The sequence below is a fragment of the Rossellomorea aquimaris genome, from assembly GCF_000935355.1.
GTDB lineage: Bacteria > Bacillota > Bacilli > Bacillales > Bacillaceae_B > Rossellomorea > Rossellomorea aquimaris_B.
Map to the genome: position 1 here is coordinate 325,111 of NZ_JXZC01000001.1, position 17,979 is coordinate 343,089.

Sequence of the window (17,979 nt, forward strand, 5' to 3'; positions counted from 1 at the left end):
ATTGTTAGATAGAGAAGAATTACATACACTATAAAGTACATATAAAGATAACTTGTAAACAAATAAAGGGGTCTTACCATGCAAAACCTTCACATACTTAGAGAAGAAGCAATCGAAGAGACAAAACGAAAAATAGAAGAAGATATCACACTTTACTTAGAGAAACATGAAAAATGCCCTGAATTCTGGGATTATGTTACTGAAAGAAGCGCCTTCTTTCATCAAATCTGGACGAATATCTGGCTTAACAAAGTAACCAACGATGTTCTTCGCAGCCATAAAAAAGCCTTTTTAAGAAATAAAGGCTATGATATCGAGGGAACAGATAAGAAACTGATAAACAAATTATTTCGCAATGAAATTAGAGATTTTGAGCCATTTCATATTTTGACCTGGTTAAAGGGAAATCCACCTTCAACAGACGAGTGGGAGGAGCGCCATCTACATGTAAGAGAAAACTATCTTAAAAAAAATGAGGAAAAAAAACAGGCAGCCCTCCAAAAAGATATCCAAAAAGAAATCATCTCCTTCATAAACACTCAAATGGAAGAGTTTGAGCTACATTGGTATGTGGAGTTACGGTATTTATTTGCAAAGAAGTTTGTAAATGATTTAAGAACAAAAACAAAATATCGACATACGGAATCATATATGCTGGAAGAGAAGCTGGAAGAAATAGGGGGATTCGTCAGTGATTCCTTTACAACGGTATCTGACTTTCTTAAGGAATTCACCGGCTCCATTCACAAGAAAAGCGAGAACTGGGATGGGCATGTGTGGGAATATGAAACCTATTTTTATCCATATGAACGATTCGTCTTCTATTATTCAGAGCAAGTTGTATACCGGTCTCTTCTTGATCATATGCCGGAAAAATTATTGACGGATTACGTTAAAGTATTCGATCAACAATTATCGGAAGAACGCTTGAGCAGACTTAGTCACCATTTCCTCCTAACGTTGAAATCAACTTTTTTCACCATGATTCAAGATGAGTATGTAGCGGATTTATACCAGCTTGTTCAAGTTCCATTTGATGAGGAAATTCATCTTTCCATTTATAAGAATGATTTAAAAGAACGGGAGAAAAGAAAGGCTGCTGAATTAGCGGAATTAAAACGGAAGCAAGAAGAAGAACAGAGAATGCTGGAAGATATTTTCGGAAGGGAATACAGTCCTTCATTTCGGGGGGATATCAAGTATATTCTCCACATTGGGGAAACCAATACAGGGAAAACCCATCATGCCATCAGCCGGATGAAAGAAGCCGCTAGCGGCATGTATTTGGCTCCACTCCGTCTTCTGGCACTGGAGGTGTTCGATACATTAAACGCTGATGGAGTACCATGTAATCTGAAAACGGGAGAAGAGGAAAAAGAAGTTCTCGATGCGAAACATGTTTCCTCTACAGTGGAAATGTTTCGCGAAAAAGACGAATATGAAGTGATTGTGATTGACGAAGCTCAAATGCTGGCCGATCAGGATAGAGGTTTCTCCTGGTACCGTGCCATTACGAAAGCGAGGGCGAAAGAGGTCCATATCATCGGGAGTGAAAATGTACGAGAGCTGCTATTGGAATTAGTGGGGGAGGGTGACCTTGAGGTTCATAATTATAAAAGAGAAATTCCATTGCAAGTGGAATCAAGAGAATTTCAACTGCGGCATGCGAAAAAAGGAGATGCTCTCGTTTGCTTTTCCCGGAAGAAAGTATTGGATACGGCTTCAAGGCTGCAAAACAATGGTCATAAAGTAAGTATGATATATGGTAGTATGCCTCCTGAAACAAGGAAGAGGCAAATGATGCAATTCATTAAAGGAAAAACGAACATGATTGTAGCAACAGATGCAATCGGAATGGGTCTGAATTTACCTATACGCAGAATCGTATTCCTGGAAAACGATAAATTTGATGGAACGAGAAGAAGAAGGCTGACATCCCAGGAAGTAAAGCAGATTGCCGGACGGGCTGGTAGAAAAGGTCTGTATAATGAAGGGAAAGTCGCTTTCACAAAGGATATCAAAGTGATGAGAGATCTTTTAGATCAGCCCGATCGCTCTCTCGAAACATTTGCCATCGCACCGACTAGTGGTGTGTTTGAGCGTTTTCAACGCTATTATCATGACCTTGACTCGTTTTTCTATTTTTGGGAGAAATTCAAAAGTCCTTATGGAACAGAGAAAGCGACTCTATACGAAGAAAAAGAATTATATGATTTAATCCGAGGGACCGATATTGAAGCGAAGCTTACATTAAATGACCTGTACGGATTTTTACATCTTCCTTTTTCGAAAAAAGAGGCTCAGTTAACCGAGCAGTGGTTAGAGTGTATGTACTCCATTGTAGACGGAGAAGAATTACCGGAACCAGCTATCAAAAATAAAAACCTGGAACAGAAAGAGGTTTCCTATAAAGCTGTTGGTCTGCATTTATTGTTCTTATATCGTTTAGGTAGACAAACAGAGGCATATTACTGGGAGCGAATTCGAAGTGAGATCGCTGATGGAGTTCACGAAAGTCTCAGAACAGAGGTCACCAGCATGACTCAAACGTGTAAACAATGTGGAAAGAAACTTCCTCCAAATTTTGGGTTTCCTATATGTGATCGCTGCCATTCAGCCAGAGTGAAAAGAAGAACGAGAAGAAAGCCTCCTTATTCGTAAGCCGTGAGCAAATCACAAGGATGAATGCATGATTTATGATACGATCACATGTGAATCGAAAATGTAAACAGAGGTGTATAATATGAAAATTGAAGTTTGGTCAGATTATGTATGTCCATTTTGTTATATAGGGAAGCGCCACTTAGAAGAAGCACTTCAACAATTTCCTCAAAGAGATCAAGTTGACATTGTTTTTAAAAGCTTCGAGCTGGATCCCAATGCCCCAGTCCATACAGACATGAGCATTCAAGAGATTCTTTCGAAAAAGTATGGTACGTCTCTTGAACAAGCAAAAAATATGACAGACACCATGTCTCAACAAGCGGCAACTGTTGGTCTGGATTTTCGTTTTGATACCAATATCCCCACGAATACGTTTGATGCCCATCGCCTGACAAAATTTGCGGAAACGAAGGGGAAAGAAGCAGAACTTACTGAAATGCTGCTGCATGCTCACTTTACACTTTCAAAGCATATTGGTGACAAGGAAACCCTTTTAGGATTTGCGAAACAAGCCGGTTTAGAGGAAAATGAAGCAAAGGCTGTTCTAGAAGGTAGTGATTTCTCTCAAGATGTCCGAACTGATGAAGAAGAGGCAAGACAAATTGGTGTACAAGGTGTCCCATTCTTTGTGATCAATCGTAAGTATGCCATTTCCGGTGCTCAGCCAAGTGACGTTTTCTTGAGTTCCATCCAAAAAGTCTGGGAGGAAGAAAATGAAGCTTCACCACTTCAACCTCTTGGAACGGAGGGAATGGCTTGCGATGAAAATGGATGCGATGTTCCACCGTCTAATCCAAAGGGAAACATTAAATAATCAGTAAAAAAGCAAGTGAGAGATGCTCACTTGCTTTTTTACTATTTACTATAAAAGTTCTCTGTGAAATAAGGCTGTTCTTTTTCGTTAAATGCGACTCCTACACCTAAATGTTCATAATGAGGTTGCAGGATGTTTTCCCTGTGACCTTTTGAGTTCATTAATCCTTCATGTGCGAAGATTGAACTTAATTGACCGTAGGCCAAATTTTCTCCTGCGGTACGGAAGGCTACCTGATCTTCCTCCATACGGTCAAAAGGGGATTCACCTTCCAGATTCGTATGACTGAAGTAGTCCTGCTCCGCCATATCCAAACTATGTTTTCTAGCGGTGTCCCTGACTTGATCATCCCAAGTAAGGACATTGAATCCTTTTTCGACACGCGAAGCATTTGTTAAATCGAAAAGCTGGAATTCAAATCCTTCTTTCAATTCTGTACTCGCTTCCGTATAGAAATTTTTCTTATTTGCTTCAAGGCTTTCATTGATTATTTGAATGGCTGTGACTGTGTCATTTTCATGCTTGTCGTAAAACACAGTTACGAAGCTTCCATCCACTTGATATACTTCCTGTTCTCCATTGTTTTGAAGCTGATAAAGAGTTAATCCTTTTCTTATATTTGTGAGGGGTTCACCAAGCACATTCTGAACCACCTCTTTGGAAACTCCCATTTCAATGCCTGAAGAGGAAGAAAGGAGGGCCTGATTGGTGTAAAGACCATTAACCATTTCCTTTTCATCATAAGAAACCATTAGGAAATTCCGGTAGTTTTCGTGATAAGCATACCAGGAAACACCGTATTCATTAGTCGATTGTCTCTTTGCTTCACCCAGTGCCTGTTCAACGCTCTCTTTGGAATCTCCCATTTCAATGTTATAGATAGAGAACGTCTGATCACTTGGTACCATTAAAGTTGGTTTTTCTACAGGATTCTCTTCTTTGGGGTTTGAGGGATTTTCGAGATCTCGAAAAGACTCGTCCAATTTTATGAGAAGAAGGTTTACTTCATTATATAATTGATCAAAGGCATCCTTTACTTTAGGACTGTTCTTGATTTCTTCCAGTTTTGAAAGCACAGAATCGAGTTCCGTCGCTTCCACTTTCTCCTCCCAAGCAGGTTTCGATATATAGGCAACAACAACTATCATGATAAGAAAAAATAATCGTCTCAATATCTAACACTCCATTCTACCTACCATTGTATCCAAATTAGTATATAAGTAAAAAGAGAAATGCTTAGTCACTATGTTCCACATACCCATTTTCAACCATCTTCAATCTAAAGAACCTGTTTTAGTATGGGTGGCTCTGGGTAAGATAAAAACATACGAGATACAAACCAAACTTACATACAAGGGGAAATAAACAATGAAATTATCTCATGAAGAACGGATTCAACTACATGAATTTAATAACTTAACGAAGTCACTGAGTTTTAATATGTATGATATTTGCTACACAAAGACCCGAGAAGAGCGTGAAGCATACATTGAATACATCGATGAGCAATATAACGCTGATCGATTAACCAAGATCCTGACGCATGTATCGGATATCATTGGAGCCCATGTCTTAAATATTTCAAAGCAGGATTATGTACCCCAAGGAGCAAGTGTGACAATCCTGGTTTCAGAAGGACCGATAGTCGAAGTTCCGACGGAGCATTTTGATGAATCACCGGGACCGCTGCCATCCACTGTTACAATGCATCTTGATAAGAGTCATATTACGGTTCACACATATCCCGAGTATCACCCTCATGAAGGAATTTCTACTTTCAGGGCAGATATCGACGTCTCTACTTGCGGGGAGATTTCTCCACTTAAAGCGTTGAATTATCTTATTCACTCATTTGACACAGACATCATGACGATGGATTATCGGGTCAGGGGATTTACACGTGACATTAATGGAAAAAAATTATTTATCGACCATGATATTAATTCCATTCAGAATTACATTCCAGAGGAAATTAAAGATGAGTATGACATGATTGATGTAAATGTGTATCCCCAGAATATATTTCATACAAAATGTAAGCTGAAAGAATTTGATTTAAATAACTATTTATTTGGGTATACAAAAGACAGACTGGATGAAAGTGAAATGGATGAAATTACAGACAAAGTAAAAATGGAAATGGACGAAATTTTTTACGGTAAAAACATTCCTAAGCCATAATAATGGGGAAACACACTTGGTCACGAGCCAGATTTGTGACGGAGTGTGTTTTTTTGGTGAAATCTCATTATTGCGAAAATAGAATCAGAGAAGGGAAATGCATCAGTCTTGAAGAATAGGTAAATATGCTCGAAATTATAAGGAGGAACAAGGAATGAATTCACACGAAATTGAATACAAATTGCATGGAGATGATATGCAGTTCGTTGAAATAGAATTAGATCCAGGAGAAAGTGCAGTAGCAGAAGCTGGTGGAATGATGATGATGGAAGACGGGATCGGGATGGAAACGATCTTTGGGGATGGTTCCCAGGGAAGCGGCGGGGGGTTTTTTGGTAAACTTGTTGGTGCAGGAAAGCGTATATTAACAGGCGAAAGCTTGTTCATGACCGTATTCACCAATGAAGGTATGGGTAAAAAGCATGTTTCCTTCGCTGCACCTTATCCAGGAAAGATCATTCCGGTTGATCTAAGTGAATTGGGTGGCAAAGTGATATGTCAGAAGGATTCATTTCTTTGTGCAGCAAAGGGAGTATCTGTCGGAATCGATTTTCAAAAGAAATTAGGAACTGGCTTCTTTGGCGGCGAAGGATTCATTATGCAGAAGCTTGAAGGAGATGGATTAGCCTTTCTTCATGCAGGCGGAACGATTCATAGAAAAGAACTTCAACCTGGCGAGGTGTTACGGGTAGATACCGGCTGCTTAGTGGCCATGACGAAAGATGTAGATTACAATATCGAGTATGTCGGAAAAATTAAATCTGCCTTCCTTGGAGGAGAGGGATTATTTTTTGCCACGGTCCGTGGACCTGGAACCGTCTGGATTCAGTCACTTCCATTTAGTCGATTAGCTGAAAGAATCTATGCAAGTGCTCCCCAAGGCGGAGGTCGTTCGACTGGTGAGGGAAGTTTACTTGGTGGAATCGGTGATTTCCTAAACGGTGACGATTGATTCTGGGATATAAAAAACATTTCCAATTGTGGAAGTGTTTTTTTTATGTCCAAGCGTTTCCGCTTTTGATCGTCCAGCTCCAGCGGCTAGAGGCTCGAGGTCTTAAGCCAATTCAGCCAGGAAGGCAAAAAACGCCTTCCCGGCAGAATCGACTTAAGCTTGTCGCCTCTGTTCAAGCCGCTTCCGCTTTTGATCGTCCAGCTCCAGCGGCTAGAGGCTCGAGGTTTTAAGCCTCTGTTCAAGCCGCTTCCGCTTTTGCAAGTGGGTATTCACCTATTTAGATCCCACATCATATGTTTAAATAAATGATGTGAAAGGGTGATTTCATGACTGGAAAGATTCGTCACTATTATGCAGGAGGAAATACGGCAAAAGGTTTTTACAGCCTATATGATTCTGTATTAAGTGGGTTAGAGCGGCTTTATATCTTAAAGGGTGGACCTGGAACAGGTAAGTCCTCATTAATGAAGTCGATTGGAAAACGTTTTGAGGAAAAAGGATTAAACGTGGACTATCTACATTGTGCTTCCGATAATCAATCCATCGACGGTGTTCTCCTCCCGGAGTTTGGTGTGGGGATTGTGGATGGGACAGCTCCTCATATTATAGAACCAAAAGCACCCGGTGTCATCGAAGAGTATGTGAATCTGGGAGTGGCTTGGGACCGGGAAGAACTGTCCCGTAACAAAAAAGCAATCCTTGGCCTAAATGATAAAATTGCCTCATTCTTTCAGAAAGCTTACGACACCTTTGCAGAATCCCTGAGTGCCCATGACGACATAGAAGACATCTACATTTCCAACATGAACTTCGAAAAAGCGAATGAATTAACAAATGAGTTAATTTCACTCTTTTTTGAAAATACCAGCCTGCCTAAACCCTCGACAGTCAAACATCGGTTCTTAGGTGCCGCGACTCCTGATGGGGCGGTTGACTACATCCAGAATTTAACAGAGGATGTCCGTAAGCGCTACTTTATCAAAGGGCGTGCAGGATCCGGAAAGTCCACGATGTTAAAGAAAATTGCTTCTGCCGGTGAAGAGAATGGCTATGATGTAGAGGTATATCATTGTGGATTTGACCCTAATAGTCTTGATATGTTGATCATAAGGGAAAAAGGAATCGCCATTTTTGATAGTACTGCACCACATGAATATTTTCCTGATCGGAAATCTGATGAAATCATCGATATGTATGAAAGATGCATTACCCAAGGGACAGATGAAAAATTTGCTGAGGATATAGAACGAACGACAAAAGCCTATAAGGATAAAATGAAAGAAGCAATCTCTTATCTTAAAGAAGCTAAGTGCCTTCGTGAACAACTTGAATCCATTTATATAGGAGCCATGGACTTTTCAAAGGTGAATGCGATCAAAGAAGAAATCTTTCAGGAAATAAATGAGTTTATAAGGAAGTAGTATATTGTGTAAACTTAAGGACGCGATGATCTCTAGGTAATCGCGTTTTTAATTGGTTGACAATATACCCATGTAGGTATATTATATGTACATACAGTTGTTATTCATATAACGCAGAGGAGGAATAATCAATGAAACAATTAACTGCTAAACAAGTGGAAGATTCATTAATTGATGGAAAAGAATCATTAAATATGATAGATGTTCGTGAAGATGATGAAGTGGCTTCAGGAATGATTCCTACCGCCAAACATATTCCATTAGGTTCTATTGAAAGTCGTATGGATGAATTAGATAAGACGAAAGAATATATTATGGTGTGCCGTTCAGGCGGCAGAAGTGGACAAGCGGCTCAATTTCTTGAGAGTCAGGGGTTTAACGTCATCAATATGACCGGTGGAATGATGTCGTGGGAAGGCCCGACAGAATAACCACATTTCTAATATCACTTCAGGAATAATGTGATTTTCTGTTCTAATAAACGATATATAAATTAACTGGAGGAATGAAAATGAGTAAAAAAGTAGCGATTATCGCAAGTAACGGTGGATTATTTGATGCATACAAAGTGTTCAATATTGCAACTGCGGCAGCAGCCACCGATCAAGAAGTAGCCATTTTCTTTACATTTGAAGGATTAAATCTTATCCATAAAGAAGGTCACAAACAGCTTCCGATGCCAGAAGGAAAAGAACATTTCGAAGAAGGATTTGCAAAAGCAAATGTACCCGGTATTCCTGAGTTAGTTGAAATGGCAAAGGAGATGGGAGTATCCTTTATCGGGTGCCAAATGACGATGGATGTGATGGGTTTAGATAAAGAAGCATTTGTGGAGGGAATTGAAGTGGGTGGAGCCGTCACATTCCTTGAATTCGCAAAAGACGCAGACGTAACATTAACATTCTAATTGAATAGATCAATACGTGATTAAACTTAAGGGATTCCTTTTTGGGATCCTTTTTTGTTCTTGCTTTTTCATCACGAAACCTTCACTATTAGTAGACAAGTCAAATCTCGTTTTAAGAAAGTAGGAATGATCATTGAACTCGTTTGCAACTCTGGGACTATCAAAAGGCCTTCAGAAAACCTTATCTACTAACGGTATAAATAAACCGACACTCATACAAGAAAATGTGATCCCGGTCCTTTTGGAAGGAAAAGATTTCATGGCCAAGGCACAAACCGGGACTGGTAAAACCTTTGCTTACGTTTTACCTATTTTGGAGAAAAGTAAATCAAACACTCATCACGTTCAGAGTTTGATTATTACACCGACACGTGAACTTGCTATTCAAGTAACAAGTGAAATAAGAAAGCTCACAACGAAAAATAAAGGGTTTAGCGTTCTCTCCGTTTATGGTGGAAAAAGCCATGAGGAGGAAATCAAGGAACTGGAACAGAATGTAAATATTGTGGTTGGAACTCCCGGGAGGCTATTGGATCATCTGAAAAGAGGGAATCTCGATCTATCTCATCTTATGTTTTTGGTGATTGACGAAGCAGATCAACTTCTGCAAATAGGGTTTCTAAATAAAGTTGAAGAAATTTTAAGGAAAACGCCAGCTCATCGTCAAACGATGTTATTTTCTGCAACGATACCTGCTGAAATCAAAAAATTGGGTCGCAAATATATGAAAACACCCAAATTTATCGAGGTGGTGGAAGCTGAAAGGTCCTCTTCCATTAATCAATATGCCATTTTTACAGTGGATCGTGCCAAGCAAGACACCGTCATTCAATTGATAGAGGCATTTCAACCAAGTAAATCCATCGTTTTTTGCAGAACGAAACGACGGGTGACGAAATTATATCAAGTGCTGAAATCAAAAGGATATAAAGTGGCTGAACTTCATGGGGACATCCCTCAAGAGAAGCGAGAAATGGTAATGGAGCAATTTAGAACCGGTGAAGTCCCAATGTTGGTTGCGACTGACGTAGCTTCCAGGGGGTTGGATATCGAGGGGGTCACTCACGTATTTAATTATGACATGCCTGAGAATGCCGAGATCTATATTCACCGAATTGGAAGAACCGGGAGAGCAGGTGAAACAGGCTTAGCTTATACACTCTATTCTTCAGAAGAAAGAATCCTTCTGGACGAAATTGAAACAGAGCTGAATAGTCGAATTCAAAAGCAAAACCTTGGGAATACCATTTCTCTAAGATCGAAAACAACCTCTAAGAAAAAGGGAGTTAACAGACAAGGGAATAAGAATAGTAAGGACCGGGAATCCCTGACAAGGAAAAAGGGCGAGTTCAAAGATAAACAAATAACAAGCAAAAAATCCTCTAATTCATTAAAGCAAAAACCTTCAAAATATTCGGAGGGGACAGCAACAGAAACGAAGCCTGCCTTTACAGGGAGAAGAACAGGAAAGAAGTCCTCTTCTAAATCTAATAATCAAAAAAATAGACGATAAAACCATGCACACGCATGGTTTTTATTCTGCCAAAATTTCAAGGGTGAGATGAAGTTATATCAGAATAACATCGCGTGAATGAGTATGTTATATCAGTATAATGAATATCTTCGGGTGGTTTTATGGTAGGATAATAAAGGGTATGGCTATGAGTAAAGGAGTTAAATAGATTAATATGAAATTAGTATCATGGAATGTAAATGGAATTAGAGCCTGTGTAAAAAAAGGATTTTTAGATTATTTTCAACATGTGGACGCAGATATTTTTTGCCTTCAAGAAACAAAGCTTCAAGAAGGGCAAATCTCATTAGAGCTAGAGGGATACCATCAATATTGGAACTATGCGATGCGTAAGGGATATTCAGGAACGTCCGTTTTCACTAAACAGAAGCCACTGTCTGTCTCTTATGGCATTAATGAAGATATGGAGCCTGAGGGAAGGATCATTACCTGTGAGTATGATTCTTTTTATTTGGTGAATGTATATACACCTAATTCAAAAAGGGATCTGTCAAGGCTAAGTGAACGTCTGGAGTGGGAGGATACTTTACGGAAGTATCTTGCTGATTTGAAACATCATAAACCTGTCGTTCTATGTGGGGACCTGAATGTCGCACATACCGAAATAGATTTGAAAAATGACAAATCAAATCGGGGGAATTCAGGTTTTACAGATGAAGAGCGCGAGAAAATGACCATGCTCCTGCAGGAAGGGTTTACGGATTCTTTCCGATATATCCATCCAACAAAAGATGATGCCTTTAGTTGGTGGTCCTATATGAGTGATGTGCGGGAACGGAATATTGGGTGGAGAATTGATTACTTTATTGTGTCAAACCGTTTAGCACCCGCTATAAAGACCGCAGAGATCCACACTGAAATACTCGGAAGTGATCATTGTCCTGTATACTTAGAGTTGGAGTAGTGTATAAAAGAAGTAGAAAGAATACATTTGCGGAGGGTAAAGGATGTTAAGAAAGAGGTTGCTGCAGTATATCGAAGAATCGAATGGTAGCGTTGCTTTATTTCCACAGGAAAAAGAATTTGCATTGAAACATGAATTGGTGGATGCTGGCAAGATAGTGACACCGGAATCCAGTTCGCGATTCAAAGAAGCTTATATCGAGCGTTGTGAGAAGGAAACAGAAGAACTAATCGCACAAGAATCATTTCATTTTCTGAATCATCCGATCACCTATCTGAAAAAACATAAAAACGAGTTCATCTTCCTGGAACTGGAATGGTTTGATATGATTGGGGTGGATGCTGTTTCGATAGAAGTGGATGACGTGTTTGGTACGTATGATGCGATGCTGGGATTAAAGCTCCAAAAGAAATATCGCAGTGAAATCGAGCAGTACTTGGATAAAACCCTAAAAGGCGAATCATCTTATGACTTATTGTTTAATGGTGAGGATGGATTATGGGATTTAAACATTACTTTAAACGATATCCCGGATTTTCATGAAGAACTCACGATGCTTGCTGCCTATGAGCTCATATATGATTTCCTTTTTCATCTCCTTCAAACGGTGGATGAGGCTTAAAGAAAAAATAGCGCCCCTCGATTAATCATGATCGAGGGGCGCTTTATCGGTTTGTAGTCGATCATTCATTATCCTCTATTACCAGGGCGGTTGTTGATTTCTTCTGTTACGACATGTGCCAAGTCATCGTTTCCAAATAGGGAGAGGACACCAAGTAAAGTCGTATCGGGAATTTCTTCAGCCTCTTCTTTAGGGACCGTTAAGGCAATTCCTTGCAATAATGCGGGGTTTTCTCCCTGATGCGGATAGGCTTTCTGATAAAGGGCAGCAGGGTCCAGGTCATGATTCACACACCACTGTGCAAATACAAGAATCATCATATGCTCGTCCTTTTGATAATTTTGAATGATTTTCTCTTGCCTCTCTTTAGAGTTCATTGCATTCTCTCCTTAAACGTTGATTCTATTCAGTATTATAACGAAGATGGAGGAAGAAGCCTATTCATTTACTTGGTTATGATCGATTAGATTTTTAAAATGAGTGAATAAAGGTGTATAATAGAATGATGTAAGAAACTTGTTTTAGATTGAAAGGAAGTTAGAAGAATGAATATTACCAATCACAGTGCTGAGGAGCTTAAAGACCCTACTGGTATACTAAGCGGAGAGCGTTATGAAGTTATACTTGATATTGAAGTACCCGAGGATGATGAGCTATTTAGTGAACAGGGTATTTACATAAAAGCCATTTTTGTCCGGGACGAAGACGGTGCCAGGGTCGTACAGTCGACCATTGTAGAACGAAACTCTGAGAAATATCTTGATTTTGAATTAGAAGAAGATGAAGAAAGTCTCATTCTTTCATATTGCGAGGAAAATATCGGGTAATCGATATGAGCTATACCCTCTACGTTCGAAACCAAACGAATGTAGAGGTTTTTTTATTGGTTGATTTGTAACCTCACCATAAATAGCCTATTTTAACCCTTTCTTTCTTATGTGACTGATAATTCAGACACTTCAGAGTTGGCATGGAAATTGCATAATAAATAATTGAAAATAGATTAATAGAAGGGAGAAATGTTGATGAATGGTCATTTGGGTAAAGCGATGAAACTATTCATTGTTATAGCTGTATTTACAGTTATAATGAGCTTGGCAACTTCCAGTGTATTTGCCAAGGAAAACGAGAGCGGCATCAAGGGGAATCTAGTGATTGTCGGAGGAGCTTTAGGTAGCAGCAACTCGGCTGTTTACGAAGAGTTCATTAAACTATCAGGAGGTAAAAAGAAAGCGAAAATAGGAATCATTCCTTCTGCTTCAGGCTCCCTGAAGTCATCAAATCAATTCAAGGAAGATTTGATGTCGTATGGAGTAGATGAAAAATCGATTGAAATCCTTCCTCTATCTGCTCACGATTTCTCAGGTACAGAGGAAGACGAAGGTAAATGGAAAAATAATGCTCAAAAGAAAGAAATAACAGAAAAAATCAAGAAGATGACAGGTATTTGGTTTGTCGGAGGAGATCAGCTTAAAATCACAGACACATTAGTAAAGGACAATGGGAAAAACACGAAAGCTTTAGATGAAATTTGGAATATTTACCGAAAGGGAGCCGTCCTTGGTGGGACAAGCGCCGGAGCAGCCATCATGAGTGATGTGATGATTACAGGCGGTGATAGTTTAGGAGGGCTTCGTCAAGAGTTTATAACTGAAGACGTTTCGAATCCCGAAGAAGAATATGCACCCGTCTATATTGAAAAAGGGCTTGGATTCTTTCAGTGGGGAATAGTAGATCAACATTTCAATGAAAGATCACGGCTAGGCAGACTAGCTGCTACAGCCATCCGCTACGAAACGAACAAAAACCACTTTTCCTATGGAATTGATGAAGATACTGCGATGGTGGTCAACAATGAAGAACAGACGATTTCAGTATTGGGCAGAAGTAACATTACGGTAGTGGATGTATCTCAATCCACCTTAACAGGAGAAGAAATAAAGAACATTGATCTTAGTTATATGTCTCCTGGAGATGTGCTCGATGTGAAAACGAATGAATTTAACATAAGCGAGGATAAGGTTGAAACAAAAGACTATGAATATTATAACTTTAAACCTCTATCGGCTACAGGAGTTCTATCATCATATGGAACATTACCACATTACCTGTCGTATTCCCTGGTGGACAATGAAGCTGTAAGTGAGGTTTACAGCTATATTTATGATACTGAAGGAAATGGTTTCGAGTTAGAGTTCAAACAGACAGATGAAACAAACGGGTATTGGGGATATCAGGATGGTCAAAAAGATTCATACTCCCTATTGCATGTGGAAATGAATGTTTCACCTGTATCCGTCGATTTTAATAAGAAAGACCAGCTTACACAGGAGTTTCATGCATCCTCATTAGAAGTGCCTGAAAGTTCTTTTGATGCTGAGACAAAAGGCAGCCTGGTGATTGTTGGAGGAGCTCTGGGGAGTAGTAATGAAGAAGTGTACAGAGAATTTATCAATCGGGCTGGGGAAAACGGGAAGATAGGGATTATCCCTGCTGCAAGTTCCAGCTTAAAGTCTTCACATGCATTTAAAGAAGATCTGGAAACATATGGTGTACCTCAAGAAAATATCGACATTCTTCCACTATCAAATCATGACTTCAAAGGGACAGAAGAAGATGAGTCTAAGTGGATGGAGAATAAGAATAATCCAGATATAGCAGAAAGTATTTTAGAGTATGATGCCATCTGGTTTGTTGGAGGAGATCAAACGGATATCACTCAATCATTGTTAAATCAAGATGGATCCAAATCACTGGCTCTTGAAAATATGTGGGAAATTTATCGTAATGGAGCCGTTCTTGGCGGTACTAGTGCAGGAGCTGCAATCATGAGCGATGTCATGATCGCGGGTGGTGGAAGCTATGACACTCTATCGAAAGGGTTTACGGATACGTATGACGGCATGTCTCAACAAGAAGGCGGACCTGGATATCTTGAGAAGGGATTAGGTTTCTTCCCGTACGGTATCGTTGATCAGCATTTTGATAAAAAAGCACGTTTGGGACGTTTAATCGCAACCACTGCTGAACATGGAGAAAAAAATGAATACTCCTATGGTATCGATGAAGATACAGCGATGATAGTGGATAACAAAGCCAAAACCATTGAAGTAAAAGGGAGAGGCGGCGTTTCAGTAGTAGATTTGAGTCAGTCAGATTTATCACAATCTTCTCATACGTATAAAAATGTACATTTGTCATGGATTACCTCTGGTGATCAATTAAATTTAAATACAAAGGAATATACGATCAGTGATCATAAGGTCTCAACAAAAGACTATGAATACTACGAATACAAAGCTGCTCCCCATACAGGAGTATTGACGCCGCATCCTTCTCTTGCAAACTATTTAAGCTATAGCCTTCTTGATAACTTTGGACAGGATGAAGTGAAAAGCTATAGTTTTTCTGAAGATGAAGGATTCGAACTTACTTTCAAAAAAGGAGATCAAACGGAAGGTTTTTGGGGTTATAAAGATGGAAACAAAGACGATTACTCATATCTCAATGTGAGAATGGATATCGTACCAGTTAAAATCTCGATTGAAAACAAATAAAACTTGCCCGGGCGGATTGACGCTCGGGCTTTTTCAAATTGAATCAACTTTTTATAGGTCATTTGCCGGTATATGCAATTGATAGCATCTGTTATACTAGTGATAACAAAGTGCTAGCAGTTACTAACAGAAAGATAGAAAAGGAGGGCGAACCTTGTCAGATCAAGGAAGAATGCAACTTAATGTAAGGGTTGATAAGGAAACATCAAAAAAATTGGATGAAATCGTTGAATACTATCAGCAAAACACGAAAATCGGAAGAGTTTATAAAGGTGATGTGTTAACAGATATCATCCATAAATCCTATGGGATCATGCAAAAGCAAAAAGCGATACAAAATCGGAAATATTAGTATTTTAGAGTCTAGGGTTTCCTATGATTAACTTCTCTAATGGTTCATAACATCCCAACCACTTGTTATGAAAATCGGGATAATTCATGTAATAATATAGGAGACAAGCTTAAAATAATGAAAGTAAGAGAGGTCTGCATCGTGCAAATGCCGAAAAAGTTAATCAATATACAAAAAGGTTCCGGAATTTCCCCATACATATGGAGCATCATCAGCATCCTGCCATTTTATTTTATCTTTCAGTCCTCCTCTACGATCGAAATTGTTGTAGGGATTTCATTGACCATCATGTTCTTTATTTCCTTACGATTTGCTTTTATTTCAAAGGATTGGCCGGTTTATTTATGGACGTCGATTTTAATTGCCATATCCATTACCATGACCATTCAATTTAATTTTATCTATTTTGCTTTTTATATTGCCTACTATAATGGGAATATAAAAAACCGGGTGGCATTTCTAACCCTTTATATTATCCACCTTGTATTAACGACAGCATCGATCAATTATAATTTTGTTATACAGGATGAATTATTCCTATCCCAATTTCCTTTTATTCTGATCATTTGGATAAGCGTCATTCTGTTACCTTTTAATATTTATAATCGCAATAAACAGGTGCAGCTCGAAGATCAGTTGGAGGATGCCAATAAACGTATTTCAGACTTGGTCAAGCAGGAAGAACGCCAAAGGATTGCCCGTGATCTGCACGATACTTTGGGTCAAAAGCTTTCTCTCATCGGCCTGAAAAGCGATCTGGCCAGAAAATTGGTGTACAAGGATCCAGAGCAGGCCCGGAATGAATTAAAGGATGTTCAACAAACGGCACGAACCGCTTTAAGTGAAGTAAGGACGATGGTTTCACAAATGAGGGGGATCCGACTAAAAGACGAAATCGTCCGGATTAAACAGCTATTAAAGGCAGCTGAAATTGCTTTCGTGATGGATGATGAAATCATTCTGCCCCAGGCATCACTCTTTCTGGAAAATATTTTGAGCATGTGCCTAAAAGAAGCCGTGACAAATGTTGTCAAACACAGCAAGGCGTCGTACTGTGAGCTTATCATTGAAGAGTCGGATAAAGATATGACCATCATAGTGAAGGATGATGGTAAGGGGATCGAGGGAGATTACACACAATCTAAAGGCAGCGGTCTAATCGGGATGAGAGAACGTTTGGAATTTGTGAATGGGAGCTTAGACGTTTTTTCCGAGGTTGGAACCACTTTGATAATGAGAGTGCCGAAAGTAATCAAGCAGACAGACAGGGAGGGAATGGAATGATTCGAATTGTGATTGCAGAAGACCAGCGAATGTTACTAGGGGCTTTAGGCTCATTATTGAGCTTGGAGGATGATATGGAAGTGGTAGGGAAAGCCGACAATGGAGAAGAAGCCATTGCCCTCGTCCACGAGCTGAAGCCGGATATTTGTATCATGGACATTGAAATGCCTAAAAAGACCGGTCTTGAAGCCGCAGAGGAATTAAAGGGAAAAGATTGCAAAGTGATCATACTGACAACTTTCGCGAGGTCCGGTTATTTTCAACGTGCATTAAAGGGCGGGGTGAAAGGTTATTTGTTAAAGGATAGTCCAAGTGAGGAACTGGCGAACTCGATCCGCCTTGTGATGGACGGTAAACGTATATATGCTCCGGAGCTCATGGACGATGTGTACGGTGAAGAAAACCCTCTCACAGATCGAGAAAAAGAAGTGTTGGAGCTGGTTGCCGACGGGAAAAACACGAAGGAGATAGCCGATGAGCTCAGCCTCAAAACGGGTACCGTCCGAAACTACATCTCAACCATTCTAGACAAGCTTGAAGTAAAAAATCGAATCGAAGCCATCACTCAATCAAAAGAAAAAGGATGGTTTAAATGATGGGCAGGGACGGACCTCCAACGTGGAGGTCCGTCCCTGCTTTTAATGTAGTGTTTATACATGTTTAATCGATCCCTTGTATTTTTATATATTTTTAATAAGTGCTTAATTTTGCTTTGTGAGAACCTTATTCTAAAAAGTATTTCAATTAAATTTATTAAGGGGAATCCTTTGCCATCATTGGTTTTGTC

General features: G+C 39.5%; 17 protein-coding genes. 15 read left to right on the forward strand and 2 right to left on the reverse strand.

Annotated features, from left to right (window positions below; all coding sequences use genetic code 11):
- Window positions 1-78: 78 nt before the first annotated feature.
- On the forward strand, window positions 79-2,661 hold the full coding sequence (locus TV75_RS01755) for a helicase-related protein (protein WP_044336916.1): 2,583 nt from the start codon (window positions 79-81) through the stop codon (window positions 2,659-2,661).
- 82 nt (window positions 2,662-2,743) lie between these two features.
- Window positions 2,744-3,478, forward strand: coding sequence for a DsbA family oxidoreductase (locus TV75_RS01760; RefSeq protein ID WP_044336918.1), 735 nt, complete (start codon window positions 2,744-2,746; stop codon window positions 3,476-3,478).
- A gap of 41 nt (window positions 3,479-3,519) precedes the next feature.
- Here the strand turns inward: TV75_RS01760 and TV75_RS01765 are convergent, their stop codons facing one another.
- Window positions 3,520-4,650 (reverse strand): CAP domain-containing protein, encoded by a 1,131-nt coding sequence (locus tag TV75_RS01765; RefSeq protein WP_253275454.1) that lies wholly within the window; start codon window positions 4,648-4,650, stop codon window positions 3,520-3,522.
- A gap of 196 nt (window positions 4,651-4,846) precedes the next feature.
- Here TV75_RS01765 and speD point away from each other — a divergent pair, with 196 nt between their 5' ends.
- The 8 genes from speD (at window position 4,847) to TV75_RS01810 (ending at window position 11,999) form a co-directional block, all read left to right on the forward strand.
- A complete protein-coding gene (gene speD, locus TV75_RS01770) occupies window positions 4,847-5,659 on the forward strand; it encodes an adenosylmethionine decarboxylase (protein ID WP_044336920.1) in 813 nt (270 codons plus the stop codon).
- A gap of 154 nt (window positions 5,660-5,813) precedes the next feature.
- Entirely contained in the window at window positions 5,814-6,611 is a 798-nt protein-coding gene (locus TV75_RS01775) for a TIGR00266 family protein (RefSeq protein WP_044336922.1), read from the forward strand.
- Between the two features lie 326 nt (window positions 6,612-6,937).
- Window positions 6,938-8,032 (forward strand): PRK06851 family protein, encoded by a 1,095-nt coding sequence (locus TV75_RS01785; RefSeq protein WP_044336926.1) that lies wholly within the window; start codon window positions 6,938-6,940, stop codon window positions 8,030-8,032.
- A gap of 131 nt (window positions 8,033-8,163) precedes the next feature.
- On the forward strand, window positions 8,164-8,463 hold the full coding sequence (locus TV75_RS01790; protein ID WP_044336928.1) for a rhodanese-like domain-containing protein: 300 nt from the start codon (window positions 8,164-8,166) through the stop codon (window positions 8,461-8,463).
- Window positions 8,464-8,543: 80 nt separating this feature from the next.
- The gene (locus TV75_RS01795) at window positions 8,544-8,939 is read left to right on the forward strand and encodes a DsrE/DsrF/DrsH-like family protein (protein ID WP_044336930.1); all 396 of its coding nucleotides are present in this window, start codon (window positions 8,544-8,546) and stop codon (window positions 8,937-8,939) included.
- A gap of 133 nt (window positions 8,940-9,072) precedes the next feature.
- A complete protein-coding gene (locus tag TV75_RS01800; protein WP_044336932.1) occupies window positions 9,073-10,452 on the forward strand; it encodes a DEAD/DEAH box helicase in 1,380 nt (459 codons plus the stop codon).
- A gap of 175 nt (window positions 10,453-10,627) precedes the next feature.
- The gene (locus TV75_RS01805) at window positions 10,628-11,377 is read left to right on the forward strand and encodes an exodeoxyribonuclease III (RefSeq protein ID WP_044336934.1); all 750 of its coding nucleotides are present in this window, start codon (window positions 10,628-10,630) and stop codon (window positions 11,375-11,377) included.
- Window positions 11,378-11,420: 43 nt separating this feature from the next.
- Window positions 11,421-11,999 carry a hypothetical protein gene (locus tag TV75_RS01810; protein WP_044336935.1) on the forward strand — a complete coding sequence of 193 codons (579 nt, stop codon included), beginning with the start codon at window positions 11,421-11,423 and terminating at the stop codon, window positions 11,997-11,999.
- Between the two features lie 68 nt (window positions 12,000-12,067).
- Here the strand turns inward: TV75_RS01810 and TV75_RS01815 are convergent, their stop codons facing one another.
- Window positions 12,068-12,376: a hypothetical protein gene (locus TV75_RS01815; protein ID WP_044336936.1), complete on the reverse strand. Its 309-nt coding sequence runs from the start codon at window positions 12,374-12,376 to the stop codon at window positions 12,068-12,070.
- Between the two features lie 168 nt (window positions 12,377-12,544).
- Between TV75_RS01815 and TV75_RS01820 the strand changes: the two genes are divergently transcribed.
- The 5 genes from TV75_RS01820 to TV75_RS01840 all read left to right on the forward strand — a co-directional run bounded on the left by TV75_RS01820 (window position 12,545) and on the right by TV75_RS01840 (window position 17,788).
- Window positions 12,545-12,826, forward strand: a complete 282-nt coding sequence (locus TV75_RS01820; RefSeq protein WP_044336938.1) for a DUF6509 family protein — start codon at window positions 12,545-12,547, stop codon at window positions 12,824-12,826.
- Between the two features lie 198 nt (window positions 12,827-13,024).
- The gene (locus tag TV75_RS01825; RefSeq protein WP_253275455.1) at window positions 13,025-15,556 is read left to right on the forward strand and encodes a cyanophycinase; all 2,532 of its coding nucleotides are present in this window, start codon (window positions 13,025-13,027) and stop codon (window positions 15,554-15,556) included.
- A 154-nt stretch (window positions 15,557-15,710) separates the two neighbouring features.
- The gene (locus TV75_RS01830; RefSeq protein ID WP_044336939.1) at window positions 15,711-15,908 is read left to right on the forward strand and encodes a hypothetical protein; all 198 of its coding nucleotides are present in this window, start codon (window positions 15,711-15,713) and stop codon (window positions 15,906-15,908) included.
- A 147-nt stretch (window positions 15,909-16,055) separates the two neighbouring features.
- On the forward strand, window positions 16,056-17,192 hold the full coding sequence (locus TV75_RS01835; RefSeq protein ID WP_044337957.1) for a sensor histidine kinase: 1,137 nt from the start codon (window positions 16,056-16,058) through the stop codon (window positions 17,190-17,192).
- Entirely contained in the window at window positions 17,189-17,788 is a 600-nt protein-coding gene (locus TV75_RS01840) for a response regulator transcription factor (protein WP_044336940.1), read from the forward strand. Before TV75_RS01835 ends, TV75_RS01840 begins: the two co-directional genes overlap by 4 nt.
- The last annotated feature ends 191 nt before the right edge of the window (window positions 17,789-17,979 follow it).